18 protein-coding genes and 2 pseudogenes are annotated in these 15,377 nt (G+C 36.6%); 15 read left to right on the forward strand and 5 right to left on the reverse strand.

The features are described 5' to 3' along the window. Window positions 1-23: 23 nt before the first annotated feature. From BDD30_RS22790 to BDD30_RS22815, 6 genes are all read left to right on the forward strand, one after another. The gene (locus BDD30_RS22790; RefSeq protein ID WP_012776182.1) at window positions 24-335 is read left to right on the forward strand and encodes a hypothetical protein; all 312 of its coding nucleotides are present in this window, start codon (window positions 24-26) and stop codon (window positions 333-335) included. After that, on the forward strand, window positions 335-991 hold the full coding sequence (locus BDD30_RS22795; RefSeq protein WP_012776181.1) for a hypothetical protein: 657 nt from the start codon (window positions 335-337) through the stop codon (window positions 989-991). The genes BDD30_RS22790 and BDD30_RS22795 overlap by 1 nt, the downstream gene beginning before the upstream one ends. 82 nt (window positions 992-1,073) lie before the next feature. Next, the gene (locus BDD30_RS22800; protein WP_012776180.1) at window positions 1,074-1,763 is read left to right on the forward strand and encodes a membrane protein; all 690 of its coding nucleotides are present in this window, start codon (window positions 1,074-1,076) and stop codon (window positions 1,761-1,763) included. Window positions 1,764-1,798: 35 nt separating this feature from the next. Then, window positions 1,799-2,119, forward strand: a complete 321-nt coding sequence (locus tag BDD30_RS22805) for a hypothetical protein (protein WP_012776179.1) — start codon at window positions 1,799-1,801, stop codon at window positions 2,117-2,119. After that, window positions 2,119-2,778 (forward strand): hypothetical protein, encoded by a 660-nt coding sequence (locus BDD30_RS22810; RefSeq protein ID WP_012776178.1) that lies wholly within the window; start codon window positions 2,119-2,121, stop codon window positions 2,776-2,778. The genes BDD30_RS22805 and BDD30_RS22810 overlap by 1 nt, the downstream gene beginning before the upstream one ends. 40 nt (window positions 2,779-2,818) lie before the next feature. Continuing rightward, window positions 2,819-3,067, forward strand: a complete 249-nt coding sequence (locus BDD30_RS22815; RefSeq protein WP_147408149.1) for a hypothetical protein — start codon at window positions 2,819-2,821, stop codon at window positions 3,065-3,067. Window positions 3,068-3,220: 153 nt separating this feature from the next. On the opposite strand, the gene BDD30_RS22820 is transcribed toward BDD30_RS22815, so the two are convergent. Both BDD30_RS22820 and BDD30_RS22825 read right to left on the reverse strand, forming a co-directional pair. Next, window positions 3,221-3,721 carry a GNAT family N-acetyltransferase gene (locus BDD30_RS22820; RefSeq protein ID WP_012776177.1) on the reverse strand — a complete coding sequence of 167 codons (501 nt, stop codon included), beginning with the start codon at window positions 3,719-3,721 and terminating at the stop codon, window positions 3,221-3,223. Between the two features lie 4 nt (window positions 3,722-3,725). After that, window positions 3,726-4,004 (reverse strand): type II toxin-antitoxin system TacA family antitoxin, encoded by a 279-nt coding sequence (locus BDD30_RS22825; protein ID WP_012776176.1) that lies wholly within the window; start codon window positions 4,002-4,004, stop codon window positions 3,726-3,728. A 232-nt stretch (window positions 4,005-4,236) separates the two neighbouring features. Here BDD30_RS22825 and BDD30_RS22830 point away from each other — a divergent pair, with 232 nt between their 5' ends. From BDD30_RS22830 to BDD30_RS22850, 5 genes are all read left to right on the forward strand, one after another. Continuing rightward, on the forward strand, window positions 4,237-4,908 hold the full coding sequence (locus BDD30_RS22830) for an AAA family ATPase (protein ID WP_012776175.1): 672 nt from the start codon (window positions 4,237-4,239) through the stop codon (window positions 4,906-4,908). Next, window positions 4,905-5,258, forward strand: a complete 354-nt coding sequence (locus BDD30_RS22835; RefSeq protein WP_012776174.1) for a hypothetical protein — start codon at window positions 4,905-4,907, stop codon at window positions 5,256-5,258. Before BDD30_RS22830 ends, BDD30_RS22835 begins: the two co-directional genes overlap by 4 nt. A 287-nt stretch (window positions 5,259-5,545) precedes the next feature. Continuing rightward, the gene (locus tag BDD30_RS22840) at window positions 5,546-6,802 is read left to right on the forward strand and encodes a colicin-like pore-forming protein (RefSeq protein ID WP_041383150.1); all 1,257 of its coding nucleotides are present in this window, start codon (window positions 5,546-5,548) and stop codon (window positions 6,800-6,802) included. A gap of 63 nt (window positions 6,803-6,865) precedes the next feature. Then, on the forward strand, window positions 6,866-7,423 hold the full coding sequence (locus BDD30_RS22845) for a hypothetical protein (protein ID WP_012776172.1): 558 nt from the start codon (window positions 6,866-6,868) through the stop codon (window positions 7,421-7,423). A gap of 319 nt (window positions 7,424-7,742) precedes the next feature. Next, complete coding sequence (locus BDD30_RS22850; protein ID WP_012776171.1) at window positions 7,743-8,855, forward strand: tyrosine-type recombinase/integrase; 1,113 nt, start codon at window positions 7,743-7,745, stop codon at window positions 8,853-8,855. 9 nt (window positions 8,856-8,864) lie between these two features. Here the strand turns inward: BDD30_RS22850 and BDD30_RS22855 are convergent, their stop codons facing one another. Then, window positions 8,865-9,257: a helix-turn-helix domain-containing protein gene (locus BDD30_RS22855; RefSeq protein WP_012776170.1), complete on the reverse strand. Its 393-nt coding sequence runs from the start codon at window positions 9,255-9,257 to the stop codon at window positions 8,865-8,867. A 271-nt stretch (window positions 9,258-9,528) separates the two neighbouring features. Here BDD30_RS22855 and BDD30_RS22860 point away from each other — a divergent pair, with 271 nt between their 5' ends. Continuing rightward, on the forward strand, window positions 9,529-9,759 hold the full coding sequence (locus tag BDD30_RS22860) for a hypothetical protein (protein ID WP_041383148.1): 231 nt from the start codon (window positions 9,529-9,531) through the stop codon (window positions 9,757-9,759). Window positions 9,760-10,660: 901 nt separating this feature from the next. Here BDD30_RS22860 and BDD30_RS22865 read toward each other — a convergent pair. Further along, window positions 10,661-11,540 (reverse strand): annotated as a pseudogene (locus BDD30_RS22865) (RepB family plasmid replication initiator protein); the annotation flags it as partial. A gap of 1,913 nt (window positions 11,541-13,453) precedes the next feature. Beyond that, window positions 13,454-13,732 carry a hypothetical protein gene (locus BDD30_RS22870; protein WP_012776195.1) on the reverse strand — a complete coding sequence of 93 codons (279 nt, stop codon included), beginning with the start codon at window positions 13,730-13,732 and terminating at the stop codon, window positions 13,454-13,456. A gap of 373 nt (window positions 13,733-14,105) precedes the next feature. Between BDD30_RS22870 and BDD30_RS22875 the strand changes: the two are divergent. From BDD30_RS22875 to BDD30_RS24900, 3 genes and pseudogenes are all read left to right on the forward strand, one after another. Next, window positions 14,106-14,597: pseudogene (locus tag BDD30_RS22875) on the forward strand (hypothetical protein); the annotation flags it as partial. 129 nt (window positions 14,598-14,726) lie between these two features. Beyond that, window positions 14,727-15,044, forward strand: a complete 318-nt coding sequence (locus BDD30_RS22880; protein WP_041383155.1) for a hypothetical protein — start codon at window positions 14,727-14,729, stop codon at window positions 15,042-15,044. A 125-nt stretch (window positions 15,045-15,169) separates the two neighbouring features. Beyond that, window positions 15,170-15,377 (forward strand): hypothetical protein (locus BDD30_RS24900; protein ID WP_170152976.1); only part of this gene is annotated, 208 nt, incomplete at its 3' end.

Consider the following 15,377-nt stretch of genomic DNA (forward strand, 5'->3'; position numbering starts at 1 on the left):
GGCAACATCGAACGAGGTTTGCCATGGCAAATAGCGGTTTGGTCATTAACAACAGTAAAGGCAAGCCAACAATTAGTATAACAGACCGAGTTGGCCGTTATGTCGGTAAACATGTTATTGACAGCGCAAAAGTTAATTCTCGTTTTAAACACACATTTTCTCACCCAGAATTGGAGCCTTATGGCGAGTTGTTCTATTGGATTAATCCTAATTTTTTTTGGAGTGAAGCAAGTTATGCGTCAATAACTATTAGTGGTTCTAACATTCATGCTGACATTTTCATCCCAGATATGATAAGCCAAGAACCGTTTATTATTTATTATGGAGTCAGATAATGGTTAATCATGGATTTCAATTAACAGGCGATCACGGCATCTTTCAGATTGACGGTACTCACCAAAATATATGTCTTGCTGATGTCTTTTCAGTACAGGGAACAGGGGGAGTCGTTTATGATTCTGCCGACGTTGATTCAGGACGTATTACAAAATTACCCCTAATTTCTGCAAATACCAGCACCATCATTGCGATTGATTGTGATAATTGGGCACAGATAAGTGCTGACTCAATGATACAGCCAATACACGCAGCAAAGGTTAATGCTAAAATTTATGCCTTTAGTGATAAACCTAACAATTGGTATAAATCTAATATGGGTCTCAGTATTCGAAATGATCAAAATATTGAGGTTTACAATTCCAATTGGGCAATTATGAAAATTGTTGATGTATTCAATATCGGTTACGTTGAAAGTTGGAGTTATAAGATTCCTGCGGGTAAAAAATATGCCTTCGTTGTGCTTAGTGGGAATATAGAAGTCTCTATTCATAATCATGATGGAGAAGTTCGTAATCATTTCTACCGCCGAGTCGGAAATCTGTTTGAAATTAATTTTATGGCATATTCAAAATTCATAAGTTATGCGAGTCGCATGCATCATGTTATAAAAACCCCTATATCAATTATTGTCATAGATGTGGCAGATCTATGATTTGAGACAGATTATGGTGGTTCAGGACTAGCCGCCAAGGGCATGAAAAATGAAATCTGGAAACTGACAAAGAGAGGCAAGGATGGCAACTCCAAGAGGTATCCGCAACAACAATCCCGGCAACATCGAACGAGGTTCGCCGTGGCAAGGTCTAACTGATAAACCAAAAGACTCACGCTTTTGCACCTTTAAAGATCCTGTTTTTGGTATCCGTGCAATTGCGGTAACACTTATCACCTATCATGACAAACGCAAAGCAAAAGATGGATCACGCATCGACACAGTCCGGGAAGTAATCGAACGTTGGGCACCTAAAGTAGAAAACCACACAGATAACTACGTGCACTTTGTTGCTCGTGCTATTGGTGTTCAGCCCGACTCAGAGATGGATTTACATCAATACCACATTATTCGCCCGTTAGTTGAGGCCATTATTGCTCAGGAAAATGGGAAAGGGCCGCTAAGGAACTTGAATACCTGGTACTCCAACGAAATCATTGATGAAGGTCTTCGCCGTGCTGGTGTGGTTAAGCCTGTCAAAGAAGTTACTAAGATCCCAGTCACCAAAGAAACCGCCAGCGCTACTGTAGCGGCCTCGTTGGGCATAGGACAACTTGCAGAAGTTCTCCCTCAGATTTCGGCAGCGATGGATAAAGCAGAAGGACACTTATCAAGCTCGTCTGTAGTTCGCATCATTTTTGGCATTGCCACGATTGTAGTGGCCTGTGTGATAGCGTATTCGCAGATTAAACGCCATCAACAGGGACTTTAATTTAAGGAATATCTTTAATAAGGGAGTATAAGGGTATGGCGGTAAGTGGCGTTAGAATTCAAGACAGTCAAGGTAAACCATTAATCGAAGTAAACGATCGGATGGGGAGAATTGTTGGTTATCATGAGATTCCTGTTCGGCATAACCTGCGTTTTAAGAAAACTTTCTCACATCCTGAACTCGCTGGTATGGGGGAGATCTTCGTTTGGTCAAATGTAGCCGCAATCCTTTGGCAACAAGAGGGAAAAGGAAGTATTACCGTGTCAGGAACAAACATAATTGTTGAGATTTATGTTGACGGTAGCCACCATTTTCCAGCCTTTGGATATGTTCGAGTATTTTACGGGGTGCGCTGATGGCAGAACATGGATTTCAACTACGTGGTGAACATGGCTTCCTGCAAATTGACGGTAGATATCAAAATATGGATTTGACCGTCAAAAAAACTTTTGGGGCACCGGGGGGTTATAGCACTAAAGATTCCTATTCCGAGCGCGGTCGTCTAACAAAATGGAATGAAATACTTTCTCCTTCTACTAGCATTATTGCTATTGACTCGAATGATTGGGTTGTTTCTATTGATGAGGGTGTGTACCAAGCTGCCGGTGCAAATCGAGCGAATGTGACGATTTATGGTTTTGGTACAGACAAAAAACACTGGTTTAAGTCCACGCATGGGTTAAGTGTGCTTAATGACAAAGGCCAAGAGGTTTACAACTCGAATTGGGCAGCGTTGCGTGTGGTTGATGTGTTCAACCTCGGCCACATTAAAAAGTGGGCTTATGAAATCCCCCCAGGCAAGCAATACGCGATGGTGATGAGCGGTGGTCGTCTTGAATATGTTATGGCCCAAGACAGAGCTATAGAATTCGTTTATTTCATGCGAAAAATAGGCAACAGATTTGAAGTGGAATATCGTGAATCAATGTGGTGGTTCAGGGACGAAGATGAGAATTCTTACGTTGCACAAGATTTCCCGTTATCAATTTTAATCTTGGATGTAACTGGTTATTAAGAGGAATATAATTAATCAATCACAAAAAGGATTTTCGATGATGAGTTTACTATTAAATAAGGTGAAATACGCCTTGTTGATGGTGATTGCGGTCGTTTCAACCTTACTGACTGCCTATGGATTGGGTAGCCGTTCAGCTCGAAAAGCTTATGAATTGAAACATGCACAAGATGACCGAGATCGCTTGTATAAAACTGTAGTCGTCAAGAATGAGGTCAAGGATGATATTAATAAAATGTCTCCCGGCGTGGCTCATAATGAGCTTAATGATCACTGGATGCGCCAGTAATAATACGGCTATTACCCCGTTATTTTGTGAGATGGCCGAGCCTATTTATATCGGACAAGAAGATGTATTGACCGACATAACGGCTCGCGGAATTCTTACTCACAATTTAATCGGTAAACGTCTATGTGCTTGGCAGTCCAATGACAAATGACATCAATCCGTTATATTAAAAGTCGCCTTTAAATCCTTTAACGTGATCATTAACGTCATCGGATTTAAAGGTGAATCATTAAAACCCACAGATTTATAAAACTCTTTTGCATCTTCCGAGATCGCATGAACAATTAATCCTCTGACACCGACCAAATCTGCCGCTTGAGCGACACGTATAGACGCATCTCTAACTAAATATCGCCCAAATCCTTTCCCTTGATAATTTTTATCAACCGCCAGACGGGCTAAAATAATTACTGGAATAGGATTAGGCATATTACGTTTAAATTTGCTTATTGCTTCCTCTGACATTATTGAGCCAGTAGCCAATGAGTAATAGGCAATAACATCTTTGTTTTCGCTTACAACGTATGTTCGTGAGGCATTTTCTTTCTGGTTTTTTAATGCCCTGTCTATTAACCAGTTATCGAGAGTGTCAACGCCTGAATTAAAATTATCTAAATTGTGATCGTCTGTTAATAAGGTTGGGTCGTTAATCATATTATCACCACGGTTTTGTCATATTCGCCGTTTTGATAAGACGCTCATTTTGGGTAACCGGAGCATCAAGTTTAGAGATAAAAGCATCGAAAATTTCTGGAGAAACAACCATAAATGAATGTTCCAATAACGTGTTTTCAGCGTCACGTTTAATTGTATCAAGGACATATTCAGTCACGGTTTTCCCTTTTACTTTTGCTGCTCTATCGATTAAATCTCGATCCTCTTGCCTAATCCTCAAATTGAGCGTTCTATTCTTACGGCTATCAATTGTTACGTTCATTTCAAATCTCCTTTGGCTGTGTATGGTATAAATAGTACACTAATGTAACGCCATTGTCATTACATCCAGAAAGGGATATTAAAAATTTCATAAATATCATCATTAAGAAAATTATAAAAATAAGAAATTTTTTATATTTTCATATTTATTTACATATCTAATTTTAGTCAGTATCTTATTGATGAAGATAAGGCATTGATTCGATGAAAAACAACAATATAGAGGTGAATCCATGAGTGAATCTAAAATCATTCTGGTCGGTGGCAGCAAAGGCGGCCCTGGTAAGAGCACGATTGCTCAACAGATTGCGGCTTACCTTCTTCTCAAAGGTTACACGGTCCATCTTCTCGATATTGATGAGCAGGCAACCAGTTATAGCTGGTGTGAAGAACGAGCAACGGTTAACGACTTAAAACCCCTGGCTTTCGGCCGCGCCTCTGAAAACATTTTTGAACGTATTCAGCAGCTGCAACATACCTTTAAATACATTGTTGTTGATGCCGGAGGGTTTGATTCCTCCGCACAGAGGGAAGCGATGCTAATTGCCACACATATCCTATATCCTTTACGTCCAAAACGTCGTGACATGCGTTCTCTAACGAATTTAGACAATGTGGTAGAACAAATCCGGGAACTTAATGAAGGCGTGAAGGTTGCAGCACTGATGAACCAATGCCCAACGTTACCTAGCCAGGTTCAAAGGATAATTAATGCAAAATTTGTATGTGAGTCTTTCGGTATCGATCCGCTAAGGTCTATCGTTCACACACGAAATATTTATGATGATGCTGAAGAAGACGGCTGTTCTATCTTTGAAATCAAAGGTGGTCGTGACAAAAAAGCCGAAAAAGAAATAGAAAATGTAGTAGAAGAATTCATTTTTGGGAGGGAGATTACAGAATGAATAAGTTAAGTGGTTTAACTAAGCAAGATCGCATAACAAAAGAAGAATTTATTAAGAACGCTCAGCAAAAAACAGAGGTTATTAAGAAACGCGGCCGTAAGTCTAATAGCGACAATATAATCAAATCCCGTACCGTTTCGATGGAAGATGAGTACCATGATCTCGTTGAACTGCTGAGAATAGTTCCTCGCCGGGCTAATTTAAGTCGTTCCGATGTATTTCGTGCCGCGCTCATATATCTATCAGGCCAGAAATTTGAAGATATTAAAGCCGCGCTAGAATTATCATTAGAAACTACCCCAGACAATGTTAAAGATCTGATTAAAGAATTAGATAAGAAAATCCCATAATCTTATCAAAATTTAAAAATGACGAGACTCATCAAATAATTATAACTGATGAGTCTCACGTTACTAAGAGAGACATTTAAATATTTATCGAATAAAGTAAATAAATCTATTTAAATGATTTTAATCTTACTATCTTCTGTATTTTAAATGTATTTATTCAGTAAAAATATGATATTTCTGTTCAACGTAAACTTGACCAAAATGATAATTAATTATATTATCGTGAAATCTGTATTTACATACAGAAATATTATTTAAATTTATTGTAAATCAAGGATGATTTAATTATGTCAATTTATAAATTAGATACTTTAGTTGTTACTCCCCATAACTCTTTCTTTAACAAATTCAGAGGTAATTCAGGAATTGATTCTGGGGAACTAAGTTATATACAAGCGATCAACGCTTATTGTAGTCCATTTCTAAATGGAGAAAAATCAGAATGTCCAGTATGTGGAAAAATTAATTGCCCCATTTTTAAGAAAGAATGTGATAAATTGCTAAACGGCCAAAATAACATAGATGCGAAAAGAAATCTAATGAGGGGGGCGTATTTTGGCTTTCCTTTTCTCCAAATAATAGAAGAATATAAGAAATTCGAGAATACATATTCTAATAATTTAAAAGCAAACAATATCATACCTACAGTAGACGTAAGAAAGGAGATGTTCAAGAATTACATGGACGTAGCAGAAATATGTTCCAGAGTCCCTTATCAAGGTCGTTGGTCTTTTATAAATCCCGCTAGAAAAGGTTCTGAACTTCAATTTCTGCCTTATTCTTTAACGGTTGCATTGGCTACGCTGGCTTCGGATGCCGGGGTTGACAATATTAAAAATCATTCAGAAATGAATGAAGCAATGAGGAAAGGTGACTGGGATAAAGCAGTTAAATCTTTCCATGCAAAAATGCAGTATACAGAAACTAATGTTTCAGTGTTAAATGAATTAATTAAAGAAGCGGAACGCAAGAAAAAATCTGACGAAGAAATAAATGCAATAAAAAATGCAGTAAGTTATATGTCTGGTGTTAATAAAACCATTGCGGAACAATATGGCGATAAAGTTGCAAAAATAGCTAAAGAGATGCAAGGAGAAGTTAAAGGAAAGAAAATTAGAAATTATCAACAGGCATTAGAAGTTTTTGAAAAAACCAAAAATAATCTAAATAAAAAAGTAAATGCGAAAGATAGGGCTGCTATAAAAAAAGCATTGGAAACATTAGATAAGCATACATTGGCTAATAATCTTAAACAAATGGGTAAGGCATTTGGAATTGTAGGTTATTCAGTGCAAGCAATTAACGTCTATGAAAAAACAAAACTTGGATTTGAGACAGGAAATTGGTCCCCTCTTTTCCTTGAACTAGAAAGTATTGCGGCTGGATATGGTGCATCAGCCTTAGTTGGTGTTGCTTTATCCATGTCTGGTATTGCAGCGCCATCCGTGTTATTTTTTGCATTATTGGGGGCAACAGCATCCTATTATTTATCTGCTGATAATATGGGAAAGATAAATAATTTTATTGTTGAATCAATTAACTAAATAATCCTGCACGACATTATATAGTTATATAATGTCGTGCAATTAAATATAAAAGGAGAGTAAATGAAAGTAACTAACGAAACAAAAATTTACATACCCTATAGCATAGTTATTGCTAGTATAGTTCCAATTTTCATTATTTCTCTTTTATTTCCAAGCTTTCCAGTTACTGATTTTGATATATGGTTGGATAATTTCATCGATAATTATTTATTAGGACAAATTGGATTATGGTCTTCTTTACACCCATTTAGCACTAAAATTATTGCTAACTATGTTAATATATTTGGTCCTGTATTTGGTTTAATTATTTCTTACTTATTCATAAAGAAAACAACCATAAGCATTAATGATTTAGATAAGAAAAACATATATAAAAATACTTTTGGCATTATGATTATTCTTCTGTTTGATATTGGTTTTGTTTGTATCAACTATTTCTTGTCTTCTGATTTCATGCAACATCGTGGTAGTTTTTTATTATTTGGTCAATATATCCTATTTTTTACAATTCCGGCATCAATTTGGTTTCTTAGTTATGCTGCGATAATAAGTTTAAATTTTCTTATATTTTCCGTGTTTCATTTCTTTCATTGTAAAAATCATCACCAAAAACAATAATGGATATCATGACCTTGGAAAAATCATTCTATGCCAAAATTTAGATTACCATATGATTATCAAAACGGTATCGATCCATTCACATCATGCTATGTTTGGGAACTATGTAGATGTTAATTATCTTCGTAGTAATCTCATTCTTCATCAAGATATGTCCTTTTGGTTTTTTTAACTATACCTTTAAAGAGTTTTCCTACGTTTCGAATAAAATTATTTTCTGACTCCAGACCTATAAAGTCTGGAGTCAGAAAGTCATGTTAATTTATGTTAAAATTGGTCAATATTTATCCACAAGCAAGCACCCGAAGAGAAAATTACCATGCAGCAACAAACAAAGGATGAGGCTTACAAAGCCAGTGAACATGTAGGCCAACATGTAATAGATTACTTAAATGAGATAAGTAAGCAAAAACTTATAACATTGTATAGATTTGATGAAAATGATTATGTTTCTCAAGTAATTAAGTTATGGATTAAATTATCCTTATTACTTACTCGCCGCCGCCCTGAGATAGCAATATCATCAATACTTACTCATTTACTCCCTGTTGTTGGTGAAGAAAAACTTATTAATCTAAATCGTCTACAACTGAATCGGGTGTTTAACAACCTGTTGGCTGAAGGAAAAATCCATGAAGCTAAGAGAGTGTTTGCGCTTACTAAACAATTTCTGTCATGGTGCGAATCTCAAGGTTATATCGAACACTCTCCTTTAACTTCCATGCAACGTAAAGATATTGGTGGTAAAACCCCTGAGCCACGTTCTCGATCACTTTCCGATGCAGAAATATGGGTCTTCTGGCATGGTCTAGATATGTGGGAAGTCTCAGCGCAAGTTAAGTGGGCATTAAGATTATGTCTGGTTAGTGCAAGACGCCCCGATGAAGTTATTCGAGCCAACCGTAGTGAATTCGATTTTGAGCGTGGGATATGGCGACAAGGAAAACGAAATAAGTCACGCCGAGATCATACTCTGCCTTTAAGCCCATTAATGCGCTTATGTGTAGAAAAATTGGAAGAAGCAAATATATGGAACAGCCCTTGGCTTTGCCCGTCACCAAAGAACCCACAAAATCCGTTATCAAAGGGTTCTCCAGCTCAGGTAGTGCGAAGGATGGTCAGGGATGTTAACAAATTTGGGCTTAAAGAGTTTCTACCTCGCGATCTGCGTAGAACTGCCAGAACTAAGTTAGCAGCATTAGGGGTACAAAATGACGTTGCCCGCAAAATTATGAACCATGCCCTTGAAGGAATTGACCGAATATATGACAAGCACGATTACTTCGAACAGATGAAAGAGGGACTTAATTTGCTGTCTTCATCGATACAAGGAATTATTTCTGAAGACAGCTATAGAGGATTAAAGCATAATTTTGAAGGTGAGATTTTAGAGTTACCTAACACCTCATTTCTTTATTGCAAAATTTATTAATACATTGTTTTAAATATATTTATTAGCTAAATCTTGGAAGAATTTTGACATATCGGCATGTCGAATGTTGTCTGGATCTAATGATTCTTCCGATTTAGCTTTACGGTAAGCCTTTAATACTTTAGCTTCATCTTCGGTCAAAATTTCCGCATGTTTTTTAAATATTTCCAATAAACTAGGGTACCTTTCTTCAAGAACTAAGGTTAATAAATTAGCCTCGTCAATGCCTAATGCTTTGGCAAAAGCTGGAACTTTATCTACTGGAAGTAATAACTTACCTGACTTAATCATTGAAAGATTATTTGCTTTTTCGTAGCCTACTTCTTTCGCAATTAAAGCTTGTGTTTTACCACTAACTATAATTGCCGCCTCAATAAATGAGCCTATTTTATTTCCTTTCATGTTTAATACCTTTATTTGTAGAAGGTTTACTCTTATTTTTTTCTTATATTAAAGTTGTTCAAAAAATAAGTAAACACTTAATTAACTAATTAATTAGATAAATTACCACTTATTATATAAATTTATCAGACATAATTTCAGAACGTAAAAAAATAATTTAAATAAGCATAGTCTAAATCACCAATAAGTTATAAAATGAACTCCCAAATTCATTAAATACAGTAATCTTAAATAAGTAACCAATTACTTACTATCTGAAGAGCGACTAGACATGCAAAACGATATAATTTTACCAATTAACAAACTACATGGCCTTAAGTTATTAAACTCTTTAGAATTAAGCGATATAGAGTTAGGCGAATTACTATCGCTAGAAGGGGATATCAAACAGGTTTCTACAGGCAACAATGGGATCGTTGTTCATCGTATCGACATGTCAGAGATAGGTTCATTTTTGATAATTGATTCAGGAGAAAGCCGGTTTGTGATCAAAGCATCATAAAACTTTGCTTTTCAATATAAGCACATAGAAGGTCAAGCTCTATGTGCTTTTTTTATTCTTTTTGTATAAAGACACACAATAGTAAAAAGTAACACCCCGAACCGGTATTAATCAGAAGATATAAAATTATAGAAATGCCATCCAAAACGTCACTTATCAACAATACCTTAATTAACGTCAATCTATAGACTATATAATTAAATAAACAAGGAAATTTACCAATTTACACAGATAATAAAAACAATATAAATATCTAAACAATAAAAATAATCAAATCTCGTTATTTATAATAATCTATCGCTGACTTAATGTATTGCAATTATTTTCAATACATAGATATAAATTTTTTAAAAAAGTCAACATAACTAAATAAATTATATCATTTGTTATAATTACTATTTTAACTAATAACTAGGCTATACGTTTTGCAGCAGGCGCTCTAATCTATCAAATTCACCAGGCAAATTTCGTAGAAAACATTTTTTCCTATTCTACTGCTCAATTAAAAAACTACACTGACCATTTCAACGATCAAAGTAACGCCATATCATTTTGATTTTAAATAAGTTATTCATTTTAATAATGCTAAGAAACTAGCAGCAATATGCTGGATAACGTTTCACGGAACTGAAATTTTCTACTCTGGTTCGCGAAAGCAAATTTGGCTTTGTTTAACCATGGACTACTATAACGAGTAAGTCGACCAACTATAGTAGTCATTGAGATTCATCTTCCGCAAAGGTCAGTAAAGTTTGTTTTTTACGACGATGATTCCTTGTAACCTTGATGATTTTCTCAGCCCTAATTATCTCCAATAATTCAAGCTCTTCTCGCGTAAGTTCAGTAAGAATTGATTCTTCCTGAGTTTCCTTTTTCCTCTTAAACGAACTCTTAGAAGATTTAAGCGCTTTGAGTTTTGGTCGCCTTGCATGAACGATGAAGTAAACGGAACTACCACGCTTAATCTCGGTATAATCCAGATAGCCAATGCCTTTCAGCTGCTCCATTGCCTTGCGAACTATCGCGTTCTGCGTTGTGACTCGAGATCTGAGGTTTAAACGCGCCCGTAAGCGTGCCAGTGAGATGGGAGCGGGACTAGGAGGTAAACTCTCGATGTAGGTATACAGCGCTTGAGCGCTCTCTTTTCGGCCTAATTCGTTAATTGCTCTAAGCTGGAGCAATACCTTACGGTCGAACTGATATAACTCAAATATCTTCGGATCAGCTTGAATAGTAACCGTATCTTTTACCATATCGTAGTAAGCCGATTGCACAAGATGGGTGTGATATGACTTGTTCTGACTGCTGAATGACAGAGTGTTGGTTGCAATCCGCCTCAGAGAGGCCCCCAAACGCTCTCTAAGACGTTTTGAGGACCTACTTGATGGGATACCACAGAGTTTGATGAAATCGACGAAGGAGAGCGTTACAGCGTCTCCTATGACCTTGTGCTTTGCAAACGAGTGAATGATGCCAACCCACGTTTTAAAATCGTTATCCATATCGAGCCTGGCACCAGTGATATGGATATTCTCATAGCCTTCGGTTTTGACAATGGCCAACTGTCTCAGTTCCGCCGTGGCGTCCATCGAGGACATCTCACCTTGGTGTCCTCGTTTCGTAGATTTCAATGTGGGGACAAAAAGCCCTAATCTCATCAGAACGACTGGTTGAACTGTATTGCTGGTATTGGGAACGAGGTTAATTACCTCACCAGTCCCTTTTTCAACTTCCCAAAACATATCACTCATGTCATTGTTTTCATTAAAATTTTCAATCATTTTTTACTCCTGAATTCACTTATACACGATCTCATAACAACGAACTCACTCACCATGATAATCTCTGAGATTAAACCTGTGGATAATATTTAATAAAATAAATTTTATCCATTAAAAACATGAACTTAATTATACACAACCAAAGGCGTATTTACTCTCCATCGAAGTCGGTTTTTCTTTTCAACGAAGTCCTTTTTGCTCCTTATCGGAGTTTTCCTACTCTCTATCGAGGACATTGACCCCCTTCAAAGCCTTGTGCCAGAAGGGCTGGAAGGGTACGGGGATCTATTAGGGATCTATTAGGGATCTATTATTGGATCTACCCTGTGGAAAAAGTGGATAATTATGCTTATCGAGCTCTAATTCCCAACCAAATTGCATTGCAGTAGAACCATACAACAACCAGTAATTAAAACCGCACATTGATAAGTCACTAATAACTTACTATTATTTGGTATCCTTTATTTGTTTATCGTGATTCTGTTTAACATCACTGCACTAAATTTAGATAAAAACCCTTAGCGCCTTAACCGGCGCTTTTTTATAAATTCGATATATGTTTTTTTAAATAAAAAAAATAGATTTATATTCTGTTTAAAAATTGTTCATCAATTAATGAACAATTACATGACATTTATTGAAGGGTTTTCAGCAGGTATCACGTTCCTACAATCCATTCATCTAACAACAATAATTTAAACAAAGTTGGAATATCAGAACATGAGTCGCAACAACAACTATAAGAATTTAGGGTAAGTCAGAAATCAACATAACTCATTGATTTTATTGAGGTGGTATTTTTAAGACAATAGTTCACTATGACCTTATGGTGGCATGGGGTTAGGGTTTTACCTTCTTAAGCCTTCTCTTCCCTACTAGACTAAGTCTGAGATATCCCAAATCTTAACCGAGAACCAAAAGCATTAAAAAAACTGAGAACTTCCTAATCCACAAAACCTTAAAGTACAATCTAAAACACAGTTGACGGTATGCAGAACCATTTATAGGGATGGTCGCCCCGGCATTCGTACAGCTTTTACATTGAATCAGTTTCAGAATTCAAATGTGATATGAGGTCCCTTTTGACAGGCATACCGGCTTAATAGTACGAGTAGGATCTTGCCACCTTGAACCTGCTTTATCCTCGGTCGAAAGTTATCCAACTGTGAGTTTCTGCCTTTGTCGTCGATAATCAGTCTTAAGCGCAATTAGTCTGTTATCCGGGGAGGGGCGCTACAACCTAACCTACCTAACCTACCGCTGTACACTTGGGCAGTACGTGAACAGCTAAACGGAGAGAACTGACCGGCCAATTCTATTTGACATTAAATATGTATTCAATAATCGTTTACTTAACACATATGACTATGAGTGTCTTCAAAACAAAATAGTTATCATTTGTATGAAAAGCAAACAATGTAAATTTGAACCAACTAATTAACTAAATTCTTATAAAACATATTAAATATAACTACTTATGTTAATCTATAACCTTAATGCCTATCATCAAAATCTACCTAAAACTCTTTTACCCTTATGAGTAAAAACAATAAAATAAGTAAGTGGTTATTGATTTTAAATGATAGATCAGCATATACTAATCATGCCATGGAAGGCGAATAAACGGTCATACACTGTTGTCTCAAGGAAGAGACTATTTTCAATGGGAGGTTCAACCTCCCGATTCACTGCGTATTGAATAAAACATGGTTAGATAGCAAAGTAATAACGATAAGTTTTAGGCTAAAATCATTTAAGAGATCTATTATTTACTCATATAAATGTAATATATGAAATATCAAGTAATTAGAAATTACTACTGACCTAAAGCCTAATTTAATAAGCCTTCTTACTTAGAGGAAAAACGATATAGGCAAGAGAAAGCTAGACAATTACCTATATTAATTTGCATGTCAGGATTTCTTATCTAGATTGGCAATCAGTTCATTCATTTGTACTTGTGTAATTCGACCTTCTGAAAGCATTTTTTCAAGCTTAGATCTTGCATTATTGGCTGAAACCAAACCTTTTGTATAATGGTCAAAATCAGCAAGTGTCATATTTTCCAAAATAGCATTTAATATCATATCAAGATTTGGCTTTACGGTATGAGAACGAAGTCGAACTCGACAATCAGCTAAACGTTTATGAGCTTTTTCGCTAACTCTGAATTGAACTACTTTAGAATTCATCAATAAAAATCCTTATAAAAAAAACTAACAATTAATTCTAACTATCAAGCAAGCAAAAAGGCAACTCAATAACTTCTGGTAACAAAATCAGTTGTTGCTTTCATAACTTCCTTTTAGTTGACGGAATAAGGTGGATAGACGTTAATAAGGCTATTATTAAAACGCTTTTTCGTTTATATTAGATGGAGTAATTTCTCTGAAGTTACGTAATGTCGAACAGCGCAATGGAAGTGCTGAGCGCAAGAAATGTTGAAGCTGGAGGAGTCCACTTCAATTTTATCATAGCACTCAATCTACCGATCATGACTTATCATGTAAGGGTGATATATACGATTGAGTTTAGTTGTTATGACTTAATAAGTAAGGGATTACAATGAGTAGCAAAGTAGAAAACATCAAGTTAGGCGCTTGCGCCGTAGGTTTTGACTCCGTTGATATGGGTTACACCAAAGGCGGAGTAGAAGTTGAAATCGCAACTGAAACCCTAAAAGTCACCGTTGACCAATTCGGCCAGACTACTTTGTCTGAGTTGATCCAAGGTCGGAATATCAAAGTCACCGTACCACTGGCAGAATCTGAACTTAACCGCTTAGTTAAACTGATGCCAGGAAGTACTTTATCTTCAGATGGCAATACCTTATCTATTTCTACCGGTATGGGAGTAAATCTGGTAGACGTTGCGAAAGAATTAGTATTAACACCTCAAGACGGTACGGACTTCGTACTGACCCTTCCTAAAGCCGCTACGGCTGGTAATTTCACTATGGCCTACAAATTTGATGATGTACGTGTATACAACGTTGAATTTACTGTCTACCCAGATAGCGTTGGCGTATTGGGTAAACTATCTAAGCAGGTAAAGTCTGAAGATAAAAATCTAGCAGAATAAGAGATAGACACTGACTAAAACACCGTTGACTAACGTTAATAAGTCAATAGTTAATTATTGTATAGTATGGCTCTCAGGAGCCGTACTATTTATGGAGAAATAAAAATGACCAAATTGTTAGATTTGGATGCAATTCTGCCACCTGTCAAAAGTGTGAAGTTTGGTGGCAAGGAGTTCCCTATTGTCAACATGACCGTTGGCTTATTTGTCCGTATTAAACAAATGGAAGGTCAGGATCTGACGACCAAATCTCCTGCCGAACAAGTTGTGATGTATGCAGAGATGGTAAAGCAACTCTTGCCTTCCATTGATGATGAAATTCTTGGTCGTATGACCGTTGAGCAGTTGCAGCAGATCTTCAATTTTGCCATGGCACAAGTTGAAGAAGAAAATGAAGCCGCTGCTGGGGAAGAAGCAAAGTAATTACCCGCGACGAGGCTGGAGTTGTCACTATTTCTATCGACTTCGGCTTCTATTTCAGTCGTGTTGTTGCTCATTACTCAATTCCGCCCGAAGCGATTCTCAACCTGCCACTTATGACTTTCTGGATGTTCAGTAGAAACATCGACCGGTTAAGAGCCGAAGAAGACATTCGACTCTTTCAAGTGGCTAGAATCGCACAGGCAGATGCAGACAGCAGTAAGGCGTTTGTTGAGGGGCTACAGCACAGACTTGGAAAACCTGTTGTTACGAGTGCGGTTTACGACCCAAGTTTTGCTAAAGCCGATCCTAACGCCAAAGAACAATTGATGAAGA

This window comes from Photorhabdus asymbiotica (assembly GCF_003634575.1).
In the GTDB taxonomy this organism is placed as follows: Bacteria; Pseudomonadota; Gammaproteobacteria; order Enterobacterales; family Enterobacteriaceae; genus Photorhabdus; species Photorhabdus asymbiotica.

Excerpts from the sequence above, each read along its gene's own strand:
- BDD30_RS22880 (WP_041383155.1), top strand. The coding sequence starts at position 14,727 with ATGACCAAATTGTTAGATTTGGATGCAATTCTGCCACCTGTCAAAAGT.
- BDD30_RS22850 (WP_012776171.1), top strand. The coding sequence starts at position 7,743 with ATGCAGCAACAAACAAAGGATGAGGCTTACAAAGCCAGTGAACATGTA.
- BDD30_RS22870 (WP_012776195.1), bottom strand. The coding sequence starts at position 13,732 with ATGAATTCTAAAGTAGTTCAATTCAGAGTTAGCGAAAAAGCTCATAAA.
- BDD30_RS22815 (WP_147408149.1), top strand. The coding sequence starts at position 2,819 with ATGAGTTTACTATTAAATAAGGTGAAATACGCCTTGTTGATGGTGATT.
- BDD30_RS22845 (WP_012776172.1), top strand. The coding sequence starts at position 6,866 with ATGAAAGTAACTAACGAAACAAAAATTTACATACCCTATAGCATAGTT.
- BDD30_RS22805 (WP_012776179.1), top strand. The coding sequence starts at position 1,799 with ATGGCGGTAAGTGGCGTTAGAATTCAAGACAGTCAAGGTAAACCATTA.
- BDD30_RS22790 (WP_012776182.1), top strand. The coding sequence starts at position 24 with ATGGCAAATAGCGGTTTGGTCATTAACAACAGTAAAGGCAAGCCAACA.
- BDD30_RS22860 (WP_041383148.1), top strand. The coding sequence starts at position 9,529 with ATGCAAAACGATATAATTTTACCAATTAACAAACTACATGGCCTTAAG.
- BDD30_RS22820 (WP_012776177.1), bottom strand. The coding sequence starts at position 3,721 with ATGATTAACGACCCAACCTTATTAACAGACGATCACAATTTAGATAAT.
- BDD30_RS22795 (WP_012776181.1), top strand. The coding sequence starts at position 335 with ATGGTTAATCATGGATTTCAATTAACAGGCGATCACGGCATCTTTCAG.
- BDD30_RS22855 (WP_012776170.1), bottom strand. The coding sequence starts at position 9,257 with ATGAAAGGAAATAAAATAGGCTCATTTATTGAGGCGGCAATTATAGTT.
- BDD30_RS22810 (WP_012776178.1), top strand. The coding sequence starts at position 2,119 with ATGGCAGAACATGGATTTCAACTACGTGGTGAACATGGCTTCCTGCAA.
- BDD30_RS22825 (WP_012776176.1), bottom strand. The coding sequence starts at position 4,004 with ATGAACGTAACAATTGATAGCCGTAAGAATAGAACGCTCAATTTGAGG.
- BDD30_RS22830 (WP_012776175.1), top strand. The coding sequence starts at position 4,237 with ATGAGTGAATCTAAAATCATTCTGGTCGGTGGCAGCAAAGGCGGCCCT.
- BDD30_RS22800 (WP_012776180.1), top strand. The coding sequence starts at position 1,074 with ATGGCAACTCCAAGAGGTATCCGCAACAACAATCCCGGCAACATCGAA.
- BDD30_RS22835 (WP_012776174.1), top strand. The coding sequence starts at position 4,905 with ATGAATAAGTTAAGTGGTTTAACTAAGCAAGATCGCATAACAAAAGAA.
- BDD30_RS22840 (WP_041383150.1), top strand. The coding sequence starts at position 5,546 with ATGTCAATTTATAAATTAGATACTTTAGTTGTTACTCCCCATAACTCT.